The sequence below is a fragment of the Paraburkholderia sp. PAMB 6770 genome (assembly GCF_057748135.1).
Map to the genome: position 1 here is coordinate 1,041,548 of NZ_CM173239.1, position 17,227 is coordinate 1,058,774.

A 17,227-nucleotide genomic window follows, 5' to 3' on the forward strand; every position below is an offset into this window, starting at 1 on the left:
TCTTTTACGACAAGACACGCCGGCAAGGACCTATCGCATGCACTACCATCGTGACAGCAACGGGTGCGTCCGCGCACTGCTCGGTATCGCTGCGCTGCTCGCGGCGCTCGTGGCGGGCAGCGCATCTGCGGCGCCGATGTCGCTCGACGTGAGCGGCAAGATCGCGAAGTTCACCGATCCGTCGCACGACGTCTATCGCTTCACGCAGGCAGCGTTGCTCGCGCTGCCGGTGCACTCGATCACGACGTCGACGACGTGGACGCCGCGCGCGACCTTCAGCGGGCCGCTCCTGTCCGATGTGCTGAAGGCGGTCGGCGCGCACGGCAGCGCGATCGAGGTGCACACGCTCGACGACTACACCGAGACGATTCCGGTGTCCGACTGTGCGCGCTATGGCGTGATCGTCGCGGACAGCATGAACGGCAAGCGCCTGCGCGTGAGCGACTTCGGCCCGCTGTTCCTGATCTATCCGCGCGATGCGTTCCCGTCCGAACTCGACAGCCCCACGGCCGACTCGAAATTCGTATGGCAAATCAAGGCATTGATCGTCAAGTGAAGCCGCGCCGGCTGCGCCGCGCGCTGTTCGCGCTGGTGTGGGCAGCGGCGCTCGCGGCGCCGCTCGGCGCGATCGGCTACCTGCTGTACGCGGACCTCGTGAACCCGCGCGCGGTCCAGTTGCTCGACGGCACGTACGACGGCTTCTACTGGGACGGCGCGCAGCTGCAGATCGCGTACGCGCGTTTCGAGACGCAACTGCTGCTGTATCGCGACGGGGTCGAGCCGAGCTTTGCGGCGCTGCAACTGCGCTACGACATGCTGCAGTCGAAGCTGCACGTGCTGGCCGGCTCAAACCGCGCGCTCGCCGACCAGCCGGCCGCGCAGCGCCAGCAGACGGAGTTGCGCGCGCTCGCCGCGGTGTTCGCGCAGATCGGGCCGGACGTCGATGCGCTGCCGCGCGATCCGGCGCGCGCGGACCGGATCGTCGAGGTGCTGCGCGCGCACTGGCAGCAGGTCAACGACCTCGCGCTGAGCCGGCGTTTTGCCGACATCGCGGATCGCGAGGCGCTCAGCCGCGACTTCCTTGCCAAGCGCCGCATGCTGTTCGTCGGCGGACTCGTGCTGCTGCTGCTGTCGGCCGCGGCGACGCTGCTGCTGATCGTCAACGGCCGCAGCAGCCGGCGCCTCATCCGCCAGCAGCGCGCCGCGCTCGCGGCCGGGCACGAGGCGAGCCGCGCCGCGCGCGAGGCGAGCCTCGCGAAGGACGCGTTTCTCGGGATGATCAGCCACGAGCTGCGCACGCCGCTGCATGCGATCGTGTCGTCGATCGAGCTGCTTGGCCTGAATTTCCACTCCGAGGGCGAGCGCAAGGTGATCCGGCGGCTCGAAACCGCGGCGCGCCACCTCGAAGCGCAGATGCGCGATCTGACCGACTACGCGCGGCTCGGCGCCGGCAAGCTCGAACTGCGCAACGAGCAGTTCGAGCCGCGCGAGCTGCTCGCGTCGATCATCGACGAGCACACGCCGGCCGCGCACGCGCGCGGGCTCGCGTTGTCGGGCGCCGCGAGCGGCCTCGCCGGCCCGGTCGAGTCCGATCCGCACCGGATTCGCCAGATCGTCAGCAACCTCGTGACCAACGCGATCCGCTATACGGAGTGCGGTTCGGTGCACGTGAGCCTGACCCAGCGGCTCGCGATGCTGACGATCGTCGTGCGCGACACCGGGCCGGGCGTACCGCAGAAAGCGCTGCCGCTGATGTTCAAGGAGTTCACGCAGCTCGACGGATCGCGCACCCGCCGCTTCGAGGGCGCCGGCATGGGGCTCGCGATCGTGCAGGGGCTGCTGAAGCTGTTCGGCGGCCAGGTGTCGGTCGAAAGCAGGGTGGGCGAAGGCACGGCCTTCACGGTGACGATTCCGGTCGGCCCCGTCGATGCCGCGACGCCGCCGGACGTGGCGACGCTGCGCACGCGCGGCGAGACGCACGCGCAGGTGCTGATCGTCGACGACAACAGCCTGATTCGCGAATCGCTCGCGGAAATGGCCACGTTCATGGGCTACGATGCGGCGACCGCCGGCACCGCGCAGGCGGCGCTGGCGTGGCTCGAACAGCACCGCTGCGATGCGGTGCTGCTCGATCTGCACATGCCCGGCGAGGACGGCTACGCGTTTCTTGCCGAGTTCAGCGCGCGCGGCGGCGCGTCGGCCGGCGTGCCGGTGATCGCGATCAGCGCCGGTGTGCCGGAGGGGCGGCCCGCCGGAGCGGACGCGTTCTTCGCGTGTCTCGCGAAGCCGGTGCACTACGAGCAGTTGCGCGACGTGCTGCTGCGCGCGCTCGCCGCGCGCAGCGCGGCCTGACGGGCCCGCAGGGCGCGGGCCGCGCGACCGGTATTCGGGCTGCGCGCCCGCCGCATTCAGCCGCTACAGCCGACCTGTCGCCGCTCAGGTCAGGATGCGAGCGCCCAGGTTTTCGCCGTTGCGAGCGCGAAGTCGCGGTATGAACGTGGCTGACGTCCGAGCAGCGTCGCGAGCCGCTCGACATGCGCCGGAGAGGCCGTGGCGCCCTCCTGCTGGTAGCGGGCCATCATCAGGCGCATGTCGTATGCCAGCCATGCGGGGGCAGCCGCCTTGAGGCGTGTTTCGAGGCGGTCGAGATCGTCGCCGCCATAACGGACCGGACGCCCCAGCGCTTCGGTCCAGATCGCGGCCGCCGTTTCTGCATCGATCACATCGGGCCCGACGAGTTCGTACGTCTCGCGCGGGAGTGGGCGGGCTGCCTGCTCGCGGCGCAGCAGCTCCCGGGCGGCGGCCTCGCCGATATCGCGCACGTCGACCATCGAAATGCCTTGTGCGCCGATCGGCATGCCGTAGATGCCGTGCGAAAGCAGCGACTCTTTCAGGCGGGCGTCGTTCTGGATGAAATAGGCAGGGCGCAGCACGGTCGCCGGCAAGTCGAGACGTTCGATCATCCGCTCGACCGTGTACTTGCCGCTGAAGTGCGGCACGTCGACGTAATCCTCCCCCTTGAAGACCGAGAGGTAGACCACGCCTTTCACGCCTGCCTCGCGCGCAACGCTCAGCGTCTGGAGTGCCTGGGTGAGTTCGTCCGCGGCGTTCGGCGCCAGCAGGAACAGCGTGCTGACGCCGGTCATCGCCTGCCGGACGGCGTCGATGTCGGCCAGGTCGCCCTTGATCGCGGCGACGCCGTGGGGGAATGCCGCGCGTTCGGGCGTGCGGGTGAGACCCCGTATTTCGGCGCCGCTGCCCTGCAGATGGTCGAGCACCTGTTTGCCGATAACGCCGGTACTGCCTGTCACGAGAATAGCCATGATGATCTCCTGGAAGTGATGAGGACGGGTGCGTCCACGAGGTGAACAATAGGCGTTTCATTAGCGAGCCGAAAGTGACAGAATTCAGATGGGTCGTCTCAAAAATGGAACGTTCATGGATCTGATCTCACTTGCCGATTTCAACGCGGTGGCGGCGCACGGCGGGTTTGGTCCCGCGGGCCGGGCGCTCGACAGGCCGAAGGCCACGTTGTCGCGTCGCGTCGCCGAACTGGAAGAAAGCCTTGGCGTCAGGTTGATCGAGCGCGGTTCACGCAGGCTGCGTCTCACCGAAGAGGGGCTCGCGCTTCACGAGCGCACACGTGGGCTCATAGCGGAGATTCAGGAGGCGGGGGAAGCCATTGCATCGAGCGCGCCGGTCGCGCGGGGACGCTTGCGCATCAGTGCGCCGGTCGTGTTCGCGCACGTTGTGCTGAGCCGGATCGCCGTGCGCTTTGCGCTTGCCTCGCCGCAGGTCGAACTCGAACTCGTCGCGGAAGATCGCGTCGTCGATCCGGTGGATGACGGGTATGACCTCGTCATCCGGATCGATCCGCCCCGCGACGAACCGCTCGCGGGCAGGCGCATCCTGGGCGATCAGCGGCTCCTCGTTGCGGCGCCTTCGCTGCCGATGCCCGCGCCGGTTTCCTCGACGGTTCACGATACCCATACGTGGACGGTGCCGTCCGTCATGTACGCGGCCACGTCCCCGAACGCCCCGTGGGAGGTTTGCACGGAGGACGGCAGGACGAAAACGATCCAGCCGCGGGCCGTGTTACGACTGTCGTCGCTGATGATGGCGCGCGAAGCGGTGCTCGAAGGCGTGGGCGCGGCGGTTCTGCCACGTCTGCTGGTCGCGCGGGACATCGCGGAAGGACGACTCGTCTGCTGGGGAACCGTAGGCGCGCCCGTCGAGATCTGGGCGCTCTATCACTCGCGCCGATTGCTGAGCGCGAAGGTCCGCGCATTCATGAACGTTCTACAGGATTTGCAGCCGGAGGCGGGCTAACGCGCCCGGCGCAGACGCAGACGCAGACGCAGGCGCAGGCGCAGGCGCAGACGCAGGCGCAGACGCAGGCGCAGGCGCCGCACGGCGGCTTGCCGTTATGCGCGCGGCCATCCGAGCTGGCACGCCCGCTTGAGCGAGGCCCGCACGACCAGGCGATGAAATGGGGCGATGAGGGCAATATAAGCGCGCCCGAGCGGGCGATTGCAGAAGACGAGCGTCGTGACCGTGAGGCAGGGCCGACCGGACGATGCCGCCTGCACGAAGACCGACACGCGGAAATCCAGATGCGTGTCGTCCTCTCCGAGAACGATCTCGTCGCCATGCCGTTCGAAGACGCGAAAGAGGCTGATCCGGTCGTCGCCGTTCTTCTTCAGGTCGACGACTCTCTTCAGCCCGAATGGCCGCACGAGAAAGTCCCGGCAATGCAGCAGCATTGCAATCCACCCGGGTTGGCCTGCAAATACGTGCCGTGCGAGTGCCTCGGCGTCGCGGCTGGCGGCGGGCGGCAGGTCCACCGAGAACGCGTCCGCGAAATCGGCCCGGCCGTATGACGCGCTGAGCCGCGAGGCCGGCGGCAGATCGGATTGCTCGATTTTCTGACAGACATGCATGTGCGCTCACCGATTCAGGGGTTTCCGGGCCACGACGCTAGAGCTGCGAGATGCCGCCGTCGATCACCAGTTCCGCACCCAGCATATAGCGGGAGTCGTCGCTCGCGAGGAACAGCGCCGCCGCGGCGATATCGCTCGCGTCGCCGAGCCTGCCCAGGGGCACCTGTGCCGACATCTGCGCCTTGAAGTCCGCCAGTTGCTCCGGGGTGCGGTGACGGCCGATCAGAGGCGTGTCTATGCTACCCGGACTGATCGCGTTGACGCGAATGTCGCGATCCAGCAATTCGCGCGACCAGCTGCGTGCCAGCGAACGCACCGCGGCCTTGGAGGCGGCGAGCAGCGAAATCCCCGGTCGGCCGACGTGGATGATAAAGGACGTGGTCAGGATCACCGATGCCCCTCGGCGCAGGATCGGAGCGACCGCCTGCATCGAGAAGAAGACCCCCTTCACGTTGATGCCCATGATCTCGTCATAGCGCGCTTCGCTGGTGGCGGGCAGCGGGGTTCCGTATGCGACGCCCGCGTTGGCGAAGAAGATGTCGAGCCCGCCGAAGGTCGCGCCGACCGTCTGGCCGACGCCTTCCATGTCCGGGATCGAGCGTGCATCGGCGGCGAGAATCAGGGCGTCTGCGCCGAGCTGGTCCCGGACTTCGTCGAACCTGCCCGTGTCGCGCCCGGTCACCGCGACGCGCGCCCCTTCATCGACGAACCGCTTTGCGGTTGCAAGACCGATTCCGCTTGTGCCGCCGGTAATCAATGCGGTTTTCCCTTGTAGTTTCATGCCTCGCTCCTTCGGGATGCGGATGCTGCGGACGCCGGGCGGCGCGGAGCCTCGGCTGCCGGCGGCGCGCAAAGCGGGTGCGCGATACGGCCGAGGCGCTCGCGGGCGTCCGTCAGGGTGGCCGTCATGCGATCGAGGACCGCTTCGCGGACGCGCGGGGGCGCCGTGTCGGGCAGACCGGCATCGAACGGAGGCGCGGGCGCATATTCCAGCAGCAGTTGAAGCGATTGGGCGGCCTCCACACCGCGCAATTGCGCGATCAGCGTCAGCGCGAAATCGATGCCGGCCGTGACGCCGCCCCCCGTGATGACGTTGCCGTCGCACACGACGCGCCCACCGTCCGGGATTGCGCCGAACGCGCTCAGCATGTCGCGCCAGGCCCAGTGACACGCGGCCCGGCGCCCGACCAGCAGCCCCGCGGCGGCGAGGACCAGCGACCCGGTGCAGACCGACGTCAGATACCGGGCATGGCCGCCAAGACGCCGGATCGCTGCCAGAAAACGCGGGTTCTCGATTGCGGCAACGCAACCCCTCCCGCCCGGGATGCAGAGCATGTCGCACTGTCCGATTGTCTCCAGATCGGCGAGTGCGCTGAAAGTGAGCCCGTGCGACGTGACCGGCGCGCCCCCCAGCGACGCGACGACGACCTCGGTGTCGGGAAGGAGGCTCAGGAACTGCTGCGGTCCTGTGAAGTCGAGGTGCGTCACGCCCTCGTAAAGCGGAATGACAACGGTGGTCATCTGCGGTTCTCCGTCAGTGAGTGTGTTCTCGGTCTGACGTCGATGATGGCCGCAGCGGGGAATGACGTAAAGGACGTAGATCCCTTAAAATACGCCATCATGCACAAAGTCGGATTTTTCCTCTACCCCGGCCACCAGATCCTCGACCTCGCGGGGCCGTTCGGGGCGTTCGAATCCGTGGCGACTGTGCTCGGGCGTCCGGCTTACGCGCTCGAAGCGTTGTCGCGTGCCGGTGGCCTGGTGCAGGGCAGCGGCGGCCTGCCCGTGGCGACCCGGCCGGCGCGCACGGCGGAAGTGGGAACGCTGGTCGTGGTCGGCGGCGATACGGCGTCGATGCTGAAGCCGGGCGAGGTACGGGCCGTCGCGGCCCTCGGCAGCCGCACGGCGCGCGTGGCGAGCGTCTGTACCGGCGCTTTTCTGCTGGCGGAAGCAGGCTTGCTCGACGGCAGACGTGCGACGACCCATTGGCGGATGGCGCACCGGTTGCAACAGGACTATCCGGCAGTGAGCGTGGACGCCGACCGGATCTTTGTAACGGATCGCGGCGTCTGGACGTCGGCGGGCGTCACGGCCGGCATCGACCTGGCTCTGGCGCTCATCGAGGCGGATCATGGCAGCGAGGTGGCGCATCAGGTGGCGCGTGAACTTGTGGTCTATCACCGTCGCCCGGGCGGGCAGTCGCAGTTCTCGCCGATGTCGCAGATGGAACCGGAATCGGACCGGATCCGGTTGGCGCTCGGTTTCGCGCGCGATCATCTGCGTGAACCGTTGCCGCTGGAGCGCCTCGCACAAGCGGCCCACCTCAGCGTCCGGCAGTTCGGGCGCGCGTTTCGGCGCGAGACAGGGGAGACGCCCGCGCGAGCCGTCGAGCGTTTGCGTGCCGAAGCGGCCCGGACCCGGTTGCAGGAGGGCTCGGAGCCGATCGGGCAGATTGCCGGGGCGGTGGGCTTCAGCGATCCGGAGCGAATGCGGCGCGCCTTCGTGAAGCTCTACGGCATGCCGCCTCAGGCCATGCGCCGCACCGACCGGCTCGCTGCAACGCCGCGAGGCGGCGCCGGCGGATGAGTGGCGGCGGGGACCGGAGGTGTCGGCTACGCGTTGCAGCTATCGCGTGGCGTCGCCTCGCATCGTGTCGCATCGCGCGATCATGCAGCGGATGTCGGTATTCCAATGAGGCGGGCGTATGTGCCGCGCGTCCAGTAACGTCCACGCGAAAATGCAGCCGCGTGTCGAGCCGGTCGCGCTCAGATCTGCTGCTGGCCGCCATCGACGAACAGTTCGATGCCGTTCACGAAGCTCGCGTCGTCCGAAGCGAGGAACAGCGCGGCGCTTGCGATTTCGCCGGGCTCGCCCAGGCGTCCCATCGGGATCTGCGCGGCGAGGTAATCGGCGAGACCCTGGCGCTGGGCGGCATCATCACCGGCGAGGTCGAGCAGGCCGGGCGTGCGGGTCGCGCCCGGGCTGATCGTATTCACGCGGATCTGGCGGTCCTTGAGGTCGAGAATCCAGGAGCGTGCGAACGAGCGCACCGCAGCCTTCGACGCCGAATACACGCTGAAGGCCGCCGTGCCCGCACTGCCGGCTGTCGAACCCGTGAGAATCACCGACGCTCCCTGGGCGAGCACGGGCAGCGCCTTTTGCACCGTGAACAGCACGCCCTTCACGTTGCGATCGAAGGTGTCGTCGAAGTGCGCTTCGGTGATGTTGCCGAACGGCAGCATCGAACCGCCGCCTGCGTTAGCGAACAACACGTCCAGGCGGCCATGTTCTTCCTGAATCTGCGCGTACAGCGCGTCGAGTTCGTTCAGCTTCGTGGAGTCGACGCGTACGCCCGTCGCCTTGCCACCCGCTTCGCGAATACCGTTCACGGCGGCATCGAGTTCAGGCTGACGGCGGCCGGTGAGGTAGACGTGCGCGCCTTCGGCGGCGAAGCGCTGGGCGGTGGCGAGGCCGATGCCGCTGGTTGCGCCGGTTACGAGCGCGATCTTGTTGTCGAGTTTGCGTGCCATGGTATTGCTCCTGTCGTTGCGTTCAGTGAATGGGGGCGTTCGGTGTTGCGTGCTGCGATGTGAGGAGAATATCGACGGCCCCGTCTTTTCGAAATAGAATGGATCGCAATCTAACGTTGCACAAATGAAAAGATGAGGGGACATGGCGAAGCTGCCTGATTTCGAGGGACTCGCGATGTTCGCCAAGGTCGCGGAGGAGGGCTCGTTCGCGGCCGCGGCGCGCGCGATGGGGGTGTCGGTGGCGACGGTCTCGCGCGGCGTCGCCCGCCTGGAAGACCGGCTGGGCGCGCGGCTCTTTAACCGGACGTCGCGCCAGCTCTCGCTGACCGAGTTCGGTCGCACGATCTGCGAGAAGGCCGGCGAGATTTACCGGCAGGCCGAGGAGGCCGAAAGCGCGGCGCGCGAAATGTCGGTGCAGCCGCGCGGGCTGGTGCGCCTCGCCGTGCCGATGTCGTTCGGGTTGCGCTGGGTCGCGCCGCTGCTGCCGGAATTCTTTCGCGCGTATCCGGAGGTATCGATCGACCTGCATCTCTCGGATGCGTCGGTCGATCTGGTCGCCGACGGCTTCGACGCGGCGCTGCGTATTGCCGCGTTGCCGGATTCGTCGCTGGTGGCGCGGCGGCTGTGCGCGGTAACGCAATTCGTCGTGGCGTCGCCGGCATATCTGGCGCGTGAAGGCCGGCCCGCGCATCCTCGCGAACTGGTGGATCGGGCATGTCTCTCGTACGCGTATCGCGCGCGGAGCGATGTCTGGCGCTTCACGAACGAGGCGGGCGAGGAGGAGCCCGTGATGCCGACCGGCCCGCTACGCGTGACGAACTCCGATGCGCTGTTACCCACCTTGCTCGATGGTCTTGCGATTGCGGAGCTGCCCGAGTTCATCGCGGCCGAGTATCTGGCCGATGGCCGTCTCGAAGCGATCCTCACCGACTGGTCGCTGACGAAGGGCGGTCTCTACTTCGTCACGCCGTCGGCGCGAGCACGGCCCGCGAAGGTGACCGCGCTGTCCAATTACTTCGCCGGGCATCTCGGCGATCCGACGTGGCGATGGCCGAAGTGACAAACGGGTGCGATGGGCCGGTGGCTCAGCCGAGTTCCTGCGCGAGCCCGATGAGAATCCCTTCAGGTCCACGGATATAGCAGAGCCGATACGCGTCCTGATACTGGACGACGTCGCCGACGCGTTGCGCGCCACGCTTGCGCAGCCGCGCGAGCGTATCGTCGAGGTCGTCCACGGCGAACATCACGCGCAGGTAGCCCAAGGCATTGACCGGCGCGTTCCGGTGATCGGCGACGACCGGCGGCGCGAGGAAGCGGGAGAGTTCGAGCCGGCTGTGGCCGTCCGGCGTGCGCATCATCGCGATCTCGACACGCTGGTCGCCCAGGCCGGTAATACGTCCGGCCCATTCTCCTTCGATCGTGGCGCGGCCTTCGAGCTCGAGGCCGAGTTCGCGAAAGAAATCGATCGCCGCGCCGAGGTCTTCGACGACGATGCCTACGTTGTCCATCCGTTTGATCGCCATGTTGCGAATCTCCCGAGTGTTGCGCCAGTCTCCAGGCCGTTGCCTGGTCCGGCAATCGACGATTGGCATGTCCCGGGCACAGCTTACGCCCACGCGCCGATGTAGCGGCCGGCGGGCACCGTTCGGGCGCCTCGCGCCTCGGCGGCCATGCGACGCGCGTGTCGCAGGCGGCCATGACGACACGCGCTCACGCATTGGCGGTCGCAACCGGTCTGACGCCACGCGGCCTGCGTTTCCTGACGAGCCGGTCCTTCAGCGTCGGGTGTGCGCGCTCGACGCGTCCCCTGGCCGGGCTCGCGTTCGCGCAGAACGTGTCGATGCCCAGCGCGTACAGGGCGCGGCCGAACTGCGCCCCAGGCCCGGGATAAAGCCATTGCGACGGGGCCGAGGCGGCACGCGGGACTGATCGCCTGCCAATCCCCAGCCATTTTGCGACATTCGACAGCGTGGCACGGATCGCGGATGATCCACACACTTGACTGTGGGTGATAACGGGAAGCAACCGATGAAGAGCATATTCAATTTCTTTCACGCAATCTTATGCCTGATTTTTGTCACTGCGACCTCGTCGGCCCATGCGGGATGGTATGAGGTCACAAACTATGCCGGCACGATGGGTCGCATGCCAGTCCACTTGTCCTTGCAGACCTACGATGAGATCGACAGAAATGAGCCAGGCCAGTGGCACGTCGACGGCAGTTACTACTACGATGCCCATCGTGTTCCCATCCCCTTGCAAGGCAAACGTCGCCCTGACGGAACAATGCAGTTGTGCGAAGCAATCGAGCCTGCTTCCTTCGCTGATTCGCCCAGGGTGCCAGCCGCTTCGGCAACGCGCCCGGTTCCGTGCCCTATCGCGCTGAAAGTGAGCGGTACCGATGCATCAGGCGAATGGCGGGATGGCAAAAACGTTTTGCCCATCGCATTGCATCAGATCGGCCGTCTCAACGATACCGGCTCGCCGCCCCCGCGCGTGGTCGGAGTCGTGGAAATACCCATGTGGCATCACACGAAAGATCATCTTTTGCTGGGCGTGTACGAATCTTCTGAGCATTGTCCGTTGTCGATGGCCCGTTTGCGACTCGTCAATATCAAAAGTGGACGAATCGACAGAGAAATGAAATTCCCTTGCGGCACGGGCGTCGTGGCCACCCCCATCTTTGCCAACGTCTATCGTGCAGATAATCCCCGGCATGTAACCATCCTGTTCCAGGGCGGCGATCACGGGATGGGCGACGACCGGGATATTGCAATCGGGCCATGATCTTTGGGGAAGCCAGCCGCGCGATCGGGGACGCGCGGAATGCACCTTGATGCGCGGCCCGTTCTCCTGCCAGACGCGCCTCGTCCCAGTCCAGCCTGCAACCTACCTGACCTGCCCCGGCAGGCATCGACGCGGCGTCATTAGTGAGGCACGCCCCATGCGTCACGCGGGATCTTCGCTCCGTCGACACGCGAGCCCGTGCTTCACGTGACGCGCACCCGGTGCGCACCGCTCCCCCGTTACGCGCGGTTCAGCCGCTTCGACAGATCCGCGACGAGAATCGCCATCCGCGCAGGCTTCTCGTAGCACGCGACGTTGTGGCTGCGAATGATCTCGCTGATCTCCGATTCGCTTGCCTTGCCGGTCAGCAGTTCGCCGGTGAGCACGAAGATCGGCGCATCCGGGTTTTCCGATGCGCGCACCGCGCGGATCGCCGCGGCCGAGGTCTGATGGCCGAACAGCCAGTCGATCACGACGCCGTCGAACACCTGGCTCTGCAACTGCTCGATGAACGGCGCGAGCCCGTAGATCGCCACCGCCGCGTAGCCGCTGCGTTCGAGGTAATCGCGCAGGTTGTCGGCGGAGGCCTCGTCGTCGTCGACCACCGCGATCAGCGGCTTGTTCGCCTCGGCGCGGCGCGGATAGATCTCGATCTTGTGTACTTCGTACGCGCTCTGATGCAGCGTGCCGTCGTGGCGCGTCACGCGCCACTGGCCATTTCTCGCATAGGCGACGAACTCCGGGCGGCTACCCGGTTCGAGCGCCACGCCGATCCACGCGGTGCACGCGAGTTCGAGCGGGCCGAGCGCGAACACCGCCTCGTGCGCGACCGCGCCGACCATGCCGGGGTCGAGCGACTGCGCGCCGAACAGTTGCGCCGCCGGCTCGCCGAACACTTCCGCGACCTTCGTGATCTGCAGCAGCGTCCACGGACTGTTGCCGCGCAGCTTGCGGTGCCCCTGCGAAAAGCTCAGGTCGAGGATGCGGCAGAGCTCCGCGGTCTGCTGCCGCTTGCCGATGCCATGGCGGCTCAACAACTCGCGCACGCGCTCGGCGACCGCGAGAGAGTCGGGTGAACCTGCTTCGTTGGCCATGCTGCGAGGGGTCCGTCGAGGATAAAGCGAATCGGATGAGCGACCCGGCCGCGCTCGCGCGGCGTCGCGACGATGCACCGGCCGATCGCGCGCGGGCCGGGCCCGCGTGCCGCAAACCCGCACGGCGAGCGCGCCCGCGCCGCCCGCGTGGCGCCCGCTGCCGCGCGGGCGGCGACGGACGGCCTGGGCCGTGCGAAGTGCATCGCGGCATTTTACCGGTTAATGCAGCCGGCATCGTGAAAGAGAACGCTCATTCGGGTTTTTTGTGAGCCTGCGATGGGGGGAGCGCGACCCACGCGTGCGCGCTTGCGCGTGCCGCCGGCGCGGCCAGCGCAGCGAGGACGCCCGCGAGGGCACCCGCGCGTGCTAACGTCGCTGCTTCGCTGCTTCGCTGCTTCGCTGCTTCGCTGCGCGCGTGCCCCTGTGCGTTTGCCCATTTACGTTTGCCCATTTACGTTTGCCGGTTCTTTCGATGACCACGACCTGTCTGCTGTGCACCGGATTTGACCGCGTCGCCGTCGCGACCGCGTGCGTCGGCCTTATGCAGCAACCGCAACCGCAGTTGCGGAGCGCACGATGAGCGGCGCCCCGACGCAGCCGGCATCGGGCGCGGCCCACGCCGATGCCCACGCCGACGCCGTGTACCACGCCGGCGTGCCTTATCACGCGCAGTGGGGCAGTCCCGAATGGGTCGAGGCGATCGCCGAAGGGGGCGCGGACCCGTGCGCGGACCCCGCCTGGCCGCGCAGCGGCTTCACCGACCCGCAGCGCTACCGTTTCTGGGCGCCGCGCCTGTGCGGTCTCGCGTGCCTCGAAAGCGCGCTCGACTACTGGGGCATCGCGCATGCGCCGCGCGCCGCGTTGCTCGATGCCGCGCTCGCGCATGGCGTGTACCGGATGCGCGCGGACGGCGGAGTCGACGGGCTGATCTACCGGCCGTTCGCGGACTGGGTCGCGACCGCGTTCGGACTGCACGTCGAGGTCTGGCCGCAGATCACGCTGGCCGGGCTCGTCGCGCGCATCGACGCGGCGACGCTCGCCATCGCCTCCGTGAGCCCGGAAGTGCGTCGCCCGCACCAGCCGAACGCGCAGCGTGGCGGTCATCTGATCCTGCTGCACGGGCGCGACCGCGCCGACGTGCGCTTTCACAATCCGTCCGGGGTGCCGCCGTATCAGGCCGACGCGGCGCTGCCGCTCGCGACGCTCGCGCGCTTCCATGCGGGCCGCGGCATGACGCTGCGGCGCGCGGCGCCGCTCGCGTGCGATCTGGCCCCCGACGACGGCCGCCCGGCGTAGAATCAGGATTCCGATATTTCTGGAGCTGCCTGGTGGCCAACGCCCGCCGCACGCCATCCCGTCTGCGACTGCCGCGCCTCGCGCGTGCAAGCCGTGCCGCGACGCGCCCGCAGACGCTGTTCACGCGGCCCGGCGCGTCGCCGCAGCGCATGCTGCTGCAGCGGGTGGCGATCGTCGTGGCGCTGTGCGTGCTCGCCTTCGTCGTGCTGTATCTCGACCGCGACGGGCTGCACGATTCGAACCGCGCGAAGCCGGGCATCGTCGACCTGATGTACTTCACGATGGTCACCGTCGCGACCGTCGGCTATGGCGACATCGTACCCATCACGGCGCGCGCGCGGCTGATCGATGCGTTTTTCATCGTGCCGATCCGCATCGTCATCTGGTTCGTGTTTCTGGGCACGGCCTACCAGTTCGTCATTCAACGCGTCATCGAGGAATTCCGCATGAAACGCCTGCAAAAGCAGCTGCGCGAGCACGTCGTCGTGTGCGGCTATGGGTTGAGCGGCGCGGTCGCGGTGCGCGAGCTGCTCGAAAGCGGCTGCGATCCGCAGACGATCGTCGTGATCGATCCGCAGCAGGGCGCGCTCGAATCGGCCACCGCGCTCGGCGTGAGCGGGCTGCTCGGCGATCCGTCGCGCGAGGACCTGCTGCAGCAGGCCCAGGTGCGCGACGCGAAAGCGGTGCTGATCTGCGTGAGCGACGATGCGACCGCGATCCTGCTCACGCTCACGGTGCGCAGCGTCGCACCGGGTGCGCGCATCGTCGTGCGCATCCAGGAGCAGACCTACCAGCGCCAGTTGCGCCAGGCGGGCGCGGACGTGATCGTGTCGTCGACGAAGATCGGCGGGCTGCTGCTTGCCGACGCGGTCGACAGCCATTACATCGTGCCGTTCGTCAACGACCTGCTGTCGACGCGCGGCCGCGTGACGCTGCTGGAGCGGCCGGCGGCCGCGCACGAGATCGGCTGCTGGAGCAATGCGCTGAGCGGCGCGGTGGTGGTCGGCCTGGTGCGCGACGGGCGCCTGCAGTCGTTCTACGAGGATCCGCCGTGCGTGATCGAAGCGGGCGACGTGCTGATGGTGATCCAGTCGGCGCGTCAGCCGCAGCCGGCGCAGCAACCGCCGGGTTGAGGGGCGCTGCAGCGGCGCGCCGCAGCAGCGCGTCGCAACAGCACGCCGCAGCAGCGCATCGCAGCAGCGCGTCGCACCAGCACGCCGCAGCAGCGCGTCGCAGCAGCGCGCCGCAGCAGCGCGTCGCAACAGCACATCGCAGCAGCGCGTCGCACCAGCACACCGCAGCAGCACGCCGCAGCAGCGCGTCGCAACAGCACGCCGCAGCAGCGCATCGCAGCAGCGCGTCGCAACCGCACGCCGCAACCGCACGCAGGAGCCTGCCGCATCATGAACGTGAACCGGATGATCAGCACCGTCGAAATGCACACCGGCGGCGAGCCGTTCCGGATCGTCACGAGCGGGCTGCCGAGAATCCCCGGCGCGACGATCGTCGCGCGGCGCGACTGGCTCAGGCAGCACGCCGACGCGCTGCGCCGCGCGCTGATGCACGAGCCGCGCGGCCACGCCGACATGTACGGCGGCTATCTGACCGAGCCGGTCAGCGCGGACGCGGACTTCGGCGTCGTGTTCGTGCACAACGAGGGCTATAGCGATCACTGCGGCCACGGCGTGATCGCGCTCGCCACCGCGGCAGTGACGCTCGGCTGGGTCGAGCGCCGCACGCCGCAGACGCGCGTGGGCATCGACGCGCCGTGCGGCTTCATCGAGGCGTTCGTCGGCTGGGACGGCGCCCGCGCGGGCAGCGTGCGCTTCGTCAACGTGCCGTCGTTCATCTGGCAGCGCGACGCGCTCGTGGACACGCCGGGCTTCGGCGCGGTGCGCGGCGACATTGCGTTCGGCGGCGCGTTCTACTTCTACGCGTCGGGCCGGCCGTTCGGGCTGAACGTGCGCGAGACGGATCTCGCGCGGCTGGTGCAGTTCGGCGCCGAGGTCAAGGCGGCGGCCAATGCCGCGTATCCGGTCGCGCATCCGCTGATTCCGGAGATCAATCACATCTATGGCACCATCATCGACAACGCGCCGCGCCATCCGGGCTCGACGCAGGCGAACTGCTGCGTGTTCGCGGACCGCGAGGTGGACCGCTCGCCGACGGGCTCGGGCACCGCGGGACGCGTCGCGCAGCTTTATCTGCGCGGCGAGCTGGCGCGCGACGCGGTGCTCGTGAACGAATCGGTGATCGGTACGATCTTGCGCGGCCGCGTGCTGTCGGAGACGAAGCTCGCGCACTTCGACGCGGTGATCCCCGAGATCGAGGGCGACGCGCATCTCTGCGGATTCGCGAACTGGCTCATCGACGAGCACGACCCGCTGACCTACGGGTTTCTCGTGCGCTGAGCGCGGCGCGCGCTTCATCGATGCGCGGAGCGACACCGTCAAGCGCGCCGCCGGAGCCGGATTCCCCTTCACCCCAGACCGACCGGTGGCCACCATGACCTCGTCTGCTCCTCCGATGTTCGACGCCGCCGCGACCGCGCGGCTGACACCGTATCCGGCGCTGGTCGATGCGCTCGCCGCCGCGACGCTCGACTATGCGGCCGCGCGCATCGCGAGCCCCGAGCGGCTCGTCGTGCCGCTCAACGCGGACGGCATCATGCTGTCGATGCCGGCCGCCGCCCCCGATCTCGCGATCCACAAGCTTGTGAACGTATGCCCGGCCAACGCCGCGCGCGGACTGCCGACGATCCACGGCCAGGTGATGGCCTGCGACGCCGACAGCGGCGCGCCGCTGTTCGTCCTCGACGGTCCGACCGTCACCGGCCGGCGCACCGCGGCGATCTCGATGCTGGCGGTGCGCACGTTCAAGGATGCGGCAAGCGGGCGCGGCGCGCCACGCGCGTTCCTGCTGATCGGCACGGGCACCCAGGCGGCGTTTCACGTCGATGCGCTCGGCGCGCTGTATCCGCACGCGCAGGTGTACGTGCAAAGCCGCAGCGACGCGAACGCGCGTGCGTTTTGCGCCGCCCATCGCGGCGCCGTGCACGCGCTGCAGCCGCTCGCGGGCGCGCCGGTTCCCGCGGAGGTCGACGTCGTGATCGCGCTCACCACGAGCCGCGCGCCGCTCTACGACGAGGTGCCGCGCGCGGAGCGGCTCGTGATCGGCGTCGGCGCGTTCACGCCGCAGATGGTCGAGATCGGCGCGCGCACCGTGCTCGGCAGCGCGCTCTACGTCGACGACCCGGCCGGCGCGCGCCACGAGGCCGGCGATCTGATCCAGGCGGGCGTCGACTGGGCGAACGTGCAGGGGCTCGCGACGCTTTTCGGGCGCGATGCCGTGCTGCCGCCGTCCCGCACGCCCGTGCTGTTCAAGAGCGTCGGCTGCGCGGCGTGGGATCTGGCGGCCTGCCGGGTTGCACACGCAACGCTTGCGCAGGGCTGACGCGTCCGGCCTGCCCGTGTGGCCCGCAAGCCCAACCCGCCCGGACGCGCGATCCGTGGCGACCCTTGCGTCCCGCTTACACGCGCTGCACGTGCAAACAATGCGAAAACGTTGCACCATAAGCGTT

The 17,227-nt window shown here is 68.2% G+C and carries 17 protein-coding genes and 1 pseudogene; 10 read left to right on the forward strand and 8 right to left on the reverse strand.

What is annotated here, in order from left to right; genetic code table 11:
* Window positions 1-37: 37 nt before the first annotated feature.
* Window positions 38-556 (forward strand): putative pterin-binding protein, encoded by a 519-nt coding sequence (locus AC3AP7_RS22080; RefSeq protein ID WP_487364674.1) that lies wholly within the window; start codon window positions 38-40, stop codon window positions 554-556.
* Entirely contained in the window at window positions 526-2,352 is a 1,827-nt protein-coding gene (locus tag AC3AP7_RS22085) for an ATP-binding response regulator (RefSeq protein ID WP_487364675.1), read from the forward strand. Before AC3AP7_RS22080 ends, AC3AP7_RS22085 begins: the two co-directional genes overlap by 31 nt.
* Window positions 2,353-2,441: 89 nt before the next feature.
* On the opposite strand, the gene AC3AP7_RS22090 is transcribed toward AC3AP7_RS22085, so the two are convergent.
* Window positions 2,442-3,323, reverse strand: coding sequence for an NmrA family NAD(P)-binding protein (locus tag AC3AP7_RS22090; protein WP_487364676.1), 882 nt, complete (start codon window positions 3,321-3,323; stop codon window positions 2,442-2,444).
* 115 nt (window positions 3,324-3,438) lie between these two features.
* Between AC3AP7_RS22090 and AC3AP7_RS22095 the strand changes: the two genes are divergently transcribed.
* Entirely contained in the window at window positions 3,439-4,329 is an 891-nt protein-coding gene (locus AC3AP7_RS22095; RefSeq protein WP_487364677.1) for a LysR family transcriptional regulator, read from the forward strand.
* A 95-nt stretch (window positions 4,330-4,424) separates the two neighbouring features.
* Here the strand turns inward: AC3AP7_RS22095 and AC3AP7_RS22100 are convergent, their stop codons facing one another.
* The 3 genes from AC3AP7_RS22100 to AC3AP7_RS22110 are packed head-to-tail and all read right to left on the reverse strand — an operon-like array spanning window position 4,425 to window position 6,461.
* Window positions 4,425-4,940 (reverse strand): DUF2867 domain-containing protein, encoded by a 516-nt coding sequence (locus AC3AP7_RS22100; protein WP_487364678.1) that lies wholly within the window; start codon window positions 4,938-4,940, stop codon window positions 4,425-4,427.
* Window positions 4,941-4,977: 37 nt separating this feature from the next.
* On the reverse strand, window positions 4,978-5,721 hold the full coding sequence (locus AC3AP7_RS22105) for an SDR family oxidoreductase (protein ID WP_487364679.1): 744 nt from the start codon (window positions 5,719-5,721) through the stop codon (window positions 4,978-4,980).
* The gene (locus AC3AP7_RS22110; protein WP_487364680.1) at window positions 5,718-6,461 is read right to left on the reverse strand and encodes a DJ-1/PfpI family protein; all 744 of its coding nucleotides are present in this window, start codon (window positions 6,459-6,461) and stop codon (window positions 5,718-5,720) included. Before AC3AP7_RS22110 ends, AC3AP7_RS22105 begins: the two co-directional genes overlap by 4 nt.
* 99 nt (window positions 6,462-6,560) lie before the next feature.
* Here AC3AP7_RS22110 and AC3AP7_RS22115 point away from each other — a divergent pair, with 99 nt between their 5' ends.
* Window positions 6,561-7,526: a GlxA family transcriptional regulator gene (locus AC3AP7_RS22115; RefSeq protein ID WP_487364973.1), complete on the forward strand. Its 966-nt coding sequence runs from the start codon at window positions 6,561-6,563 to the stop codon at window positions 7,524-7,526.
* Between the two features lie 179 nt (window positions 7,527-7,705).
* Here the strand turns inward: AC3AP7_RS22115 and AC3AP7_RS22120 are convergent, their stop codons facing one another.
* Window positions 7,706-8,470 (reverse strand): SDR family NAD(P)-dependent oxidoreductase, encoded by a 765-nt coding sequence (locus tag AC3AP7_RS22120; protein WP_487364681.1) that lies wholly within the window; start codon window positions 8,468-8,470, stop codon window positions 7,706-7,708.
* Window positions 8,471-8,612: 142 nt separating this feature from the next.
* On the opposite strand from AC3AP7_RS22120, the gene AC3AP7_RS22125 reads away from it, so the two are divergent.
* Window positions 8,613-9,530 carry a LysR family transcriptional regulator gene (locus AC3AP7_RS22125; protein ID WP_487364682.1) on the forward strand — a complete coding sequence of 306 codons (918 nt, stop codon included), beginning with the start codon at window positions 8,613-8,615 and terminating at the stop codon, window positions 9,528-9,530.
* Window positions 9,531-9,555: 25 nt separating this feature from the next.
* On the opposite strand, the gene AC3AP7_RS22130 is transcribed toward AC3AP7_RS22125, so the two are convergent.
* Complete coding sequence (locus AC3AP7_RS22130) at window positions 9,556-9,993, reverse strand: VOC family protein (RefSeq protein WP_487364683.1); 438 nt, start codon at window positions 9,991-9,993, stop codon at window positions 9,556-9,558.
* Between the two features lie 190 nt (window positions 9,994-10,183).
* Window positions 10,184-10,339, reverse strand: a pseudogene (locus AC3AP7_RS22135) (ISNCY family transposase); the annotation flags it as partial.
* 159 nt (window positions 10,340-10,498) lie between these two features.
* Between AC3AP7_RS22135 and AC3AP7_RS22140 the strand changes: the two are divergent.
* Window positions 10,499-11,257, forward strand: a complete 759-nt coding sequence (locus AC3AP7_RS22140) for a hypothetical protein (protein WP_487364684.1) — start codon at window positions 10,499-10,501, stop codon at window positions 11,255-11,257.
* 239 nt (window positions 11,258-11,496) lie between these two features.
* On the opposite strand, the gene AC3AP7_RS22145 is transcribed toward AC3AP7_RS22140, so the two are convergent.
* Entirely contained in the window at window positions 11,497-12,351 is an 855-nt protein-coding gene (locus tag AC3AP7_RS22145) for a helix-turn-helix domain-containing protein (RefSeq protein ID WP_487364685.1), read from the reverse strand.
* Between the two features lie 576 nt (window positions 12,352-12,927).
* On the opposite strand from AC3AP7_RS22145, the gene AC3AP7_RS22150 reads away from it, so the two are divergent.
* The 4 genes from AC3AP7_RS22150 (at window position 12,928) to lhpI (ending at window position 17,100) form a co-directional block, all read left to right on the forward strand.
* A complete protein-coding gene (locus AC3AP7_RS22150) occupies window positions 12,928-13,647 on the forward strand; it encodes a cysteine peptidase family C39 domain-containing protein (RefSeq protein WP_487364686.1) in 720 nt (239 codons plus the stop codon).
* 32 nt (window positions 13,648-13,679) lie between these two features.
* Complete coding sequence (locus tag AC3AP7_RS22155) at window positions 13,680-14,780, forward strand: potassium channel family protein (RefSeq protein ID WP_487364687.1); 1,101 nt, start codon at window positions 13,680-13,682, stop codon at window positions 14,778-14,780.
* Between the two features lie 270 nt (window positions 14,781-15,050).
* Entirely contained in the window at window positions 15,051-16,058 is a 1,008-nt protein-coding gene (gene lhpH, locus AC3AP7_RS22160) for a trans-3-hydroxy-L-proline dehydratase (RefSeq protein WP_487364688.1), read from the forward strand.
* 94 nt (window positions 16,059-16,152) lie between these two features.
* Window positions 16,153-17,100, forward strand: a complete 948-nt coding sequence (gene lhpI, locus AC3AP7_RS22165; protein ID WP_487364689.1) for a bifunctional Delta(1)-pyrroline-2-carboxylate/Delta(1)-piperideine-2-carboxylate reductase — start codon at window positions 16,153-16,155, stop codon at window positions 17,098-17,100.
* The last annotated feature ends 127 nt before the right edge of the window (window positions 17,101-17,227 follow it).

Excerpts from the sequence above, each read along its gene's own strand:
- AC3AP7_RS22145 (WP_487364685.1), bottom strand. The coding sequence starts at position 12,351 with ATGGCCAACGAAGCAGGTTCACCCGACTCTCTCGCGGTCGCCGAGCGC.
- lhpI (WP_487364689.1), top strand. The coding sequence starts at position 16,153 with ATGACCTCGTCTGCTCCTCCGATGTTCGACGCCGCCGCGACCGCGCGG.
- AC3AP7_RS22105 (WP_487364679.1), bottom strand. The coding sequence starts at position 5,721 with ATGAAACTACAAGGGAAAACCGCATTGATTACCGGCGGCACAAGCGGA.
- AC3AP7_RS22080 (WP_487364674.1), top strand. The coding sequence starts at position 38 with ATGCACTACCATCGTGACAGCAACGGGTGCGTCCGCGCACTGCTCGGT.
- AC3AP7_RS22125 (WP_487364682.1), top strand. The coding sequence starts at position 8,613 with ATGGCGAAGCTGCCTGATTTCGAGGGACTCGCGATGTTCGCCAAGGTC.
- AC3AP7_RS22100 (WP_487364678.1), bottom strand. The coding sequence starts at position 4,940 with ATGCATGTCTGTCAGAAAATCGAGCAATCCGATCTGCCGCCGGCCTCG.
- lhpH (WP_487364688.1), top strand. The coding sequence starts at position 15,051 with ATGAACGTGAACCGGATGATCAGCACCGTCGAAATGCACACCGGCGGC.
- AC3AP7_RS22120 (WP_487364681.1), bottom strand. The coding sequence starts at position 8,470 with ATGGCACGCAAACTCGACAACAAGATCGCGCTCGTAACCGGCGCAACC.
- AC3AP7_RS22085 (WP_487364675.1), top strand. The coding sequence starts at position 526 with ATGGCAAATCAAGGCATTGATCGTCAAGTGAAGCCGCGCCGGCTGCGC.
- AC3AP7_RS22150 (WP_487364686.1), top strand. The coding sequence starts at position 12,928 with ATGAGCGGCGCCCCGACGCAGCCGGCATCGGGCGCGGCCCACGCCGAT.
- AC3AP7_RS22090 (WP_487364676.1), bottom strand. The coding sequence starts at position 3,323 with ATGGCTATTCTCGTGACAGGCAGTACCGGCGTTATCGGCAAACAGGTG.
- AC3AP7_RS22110 (WP_487364680.1), bottom strand. The coding sequence starts at position 6,461 with ATGACCACCGTTGTCATTCCGCTTTACGAGGGCGTGACGCACCTCGAC.
- AC3AP7_RS22140 (WP_487364684.1), top strand. The coding sequence starts at position 10,499 with ATGAAGAGCATATTCAATTTCTTTCACGCAATCTTATGCCTGATTTTT.
- AC3AP7_RS22130 (WP_487364683.1), bottom strand. The coding sequence starts at position 9,993 with ATGGCGATCAAACGGATGGACAACGTAGGCATCGTCGTCGAAGACCTC.
- AC3AP7_RS22115 (WP_487364973.1), top strand. The coding sequence starts at position 6,561 with ATGCACAAAGTCGGATTTTTCCTCTACCCCGGCCACCAGATCCTCGAC.
- AC3AP7_RS22095 (WP_487364677.1), top strand. The coding sequence starts at position 3,439 with ATGGATCTGATCTCACTTGCCGATTTCAACGCGGTGGCGGCGCACGGC.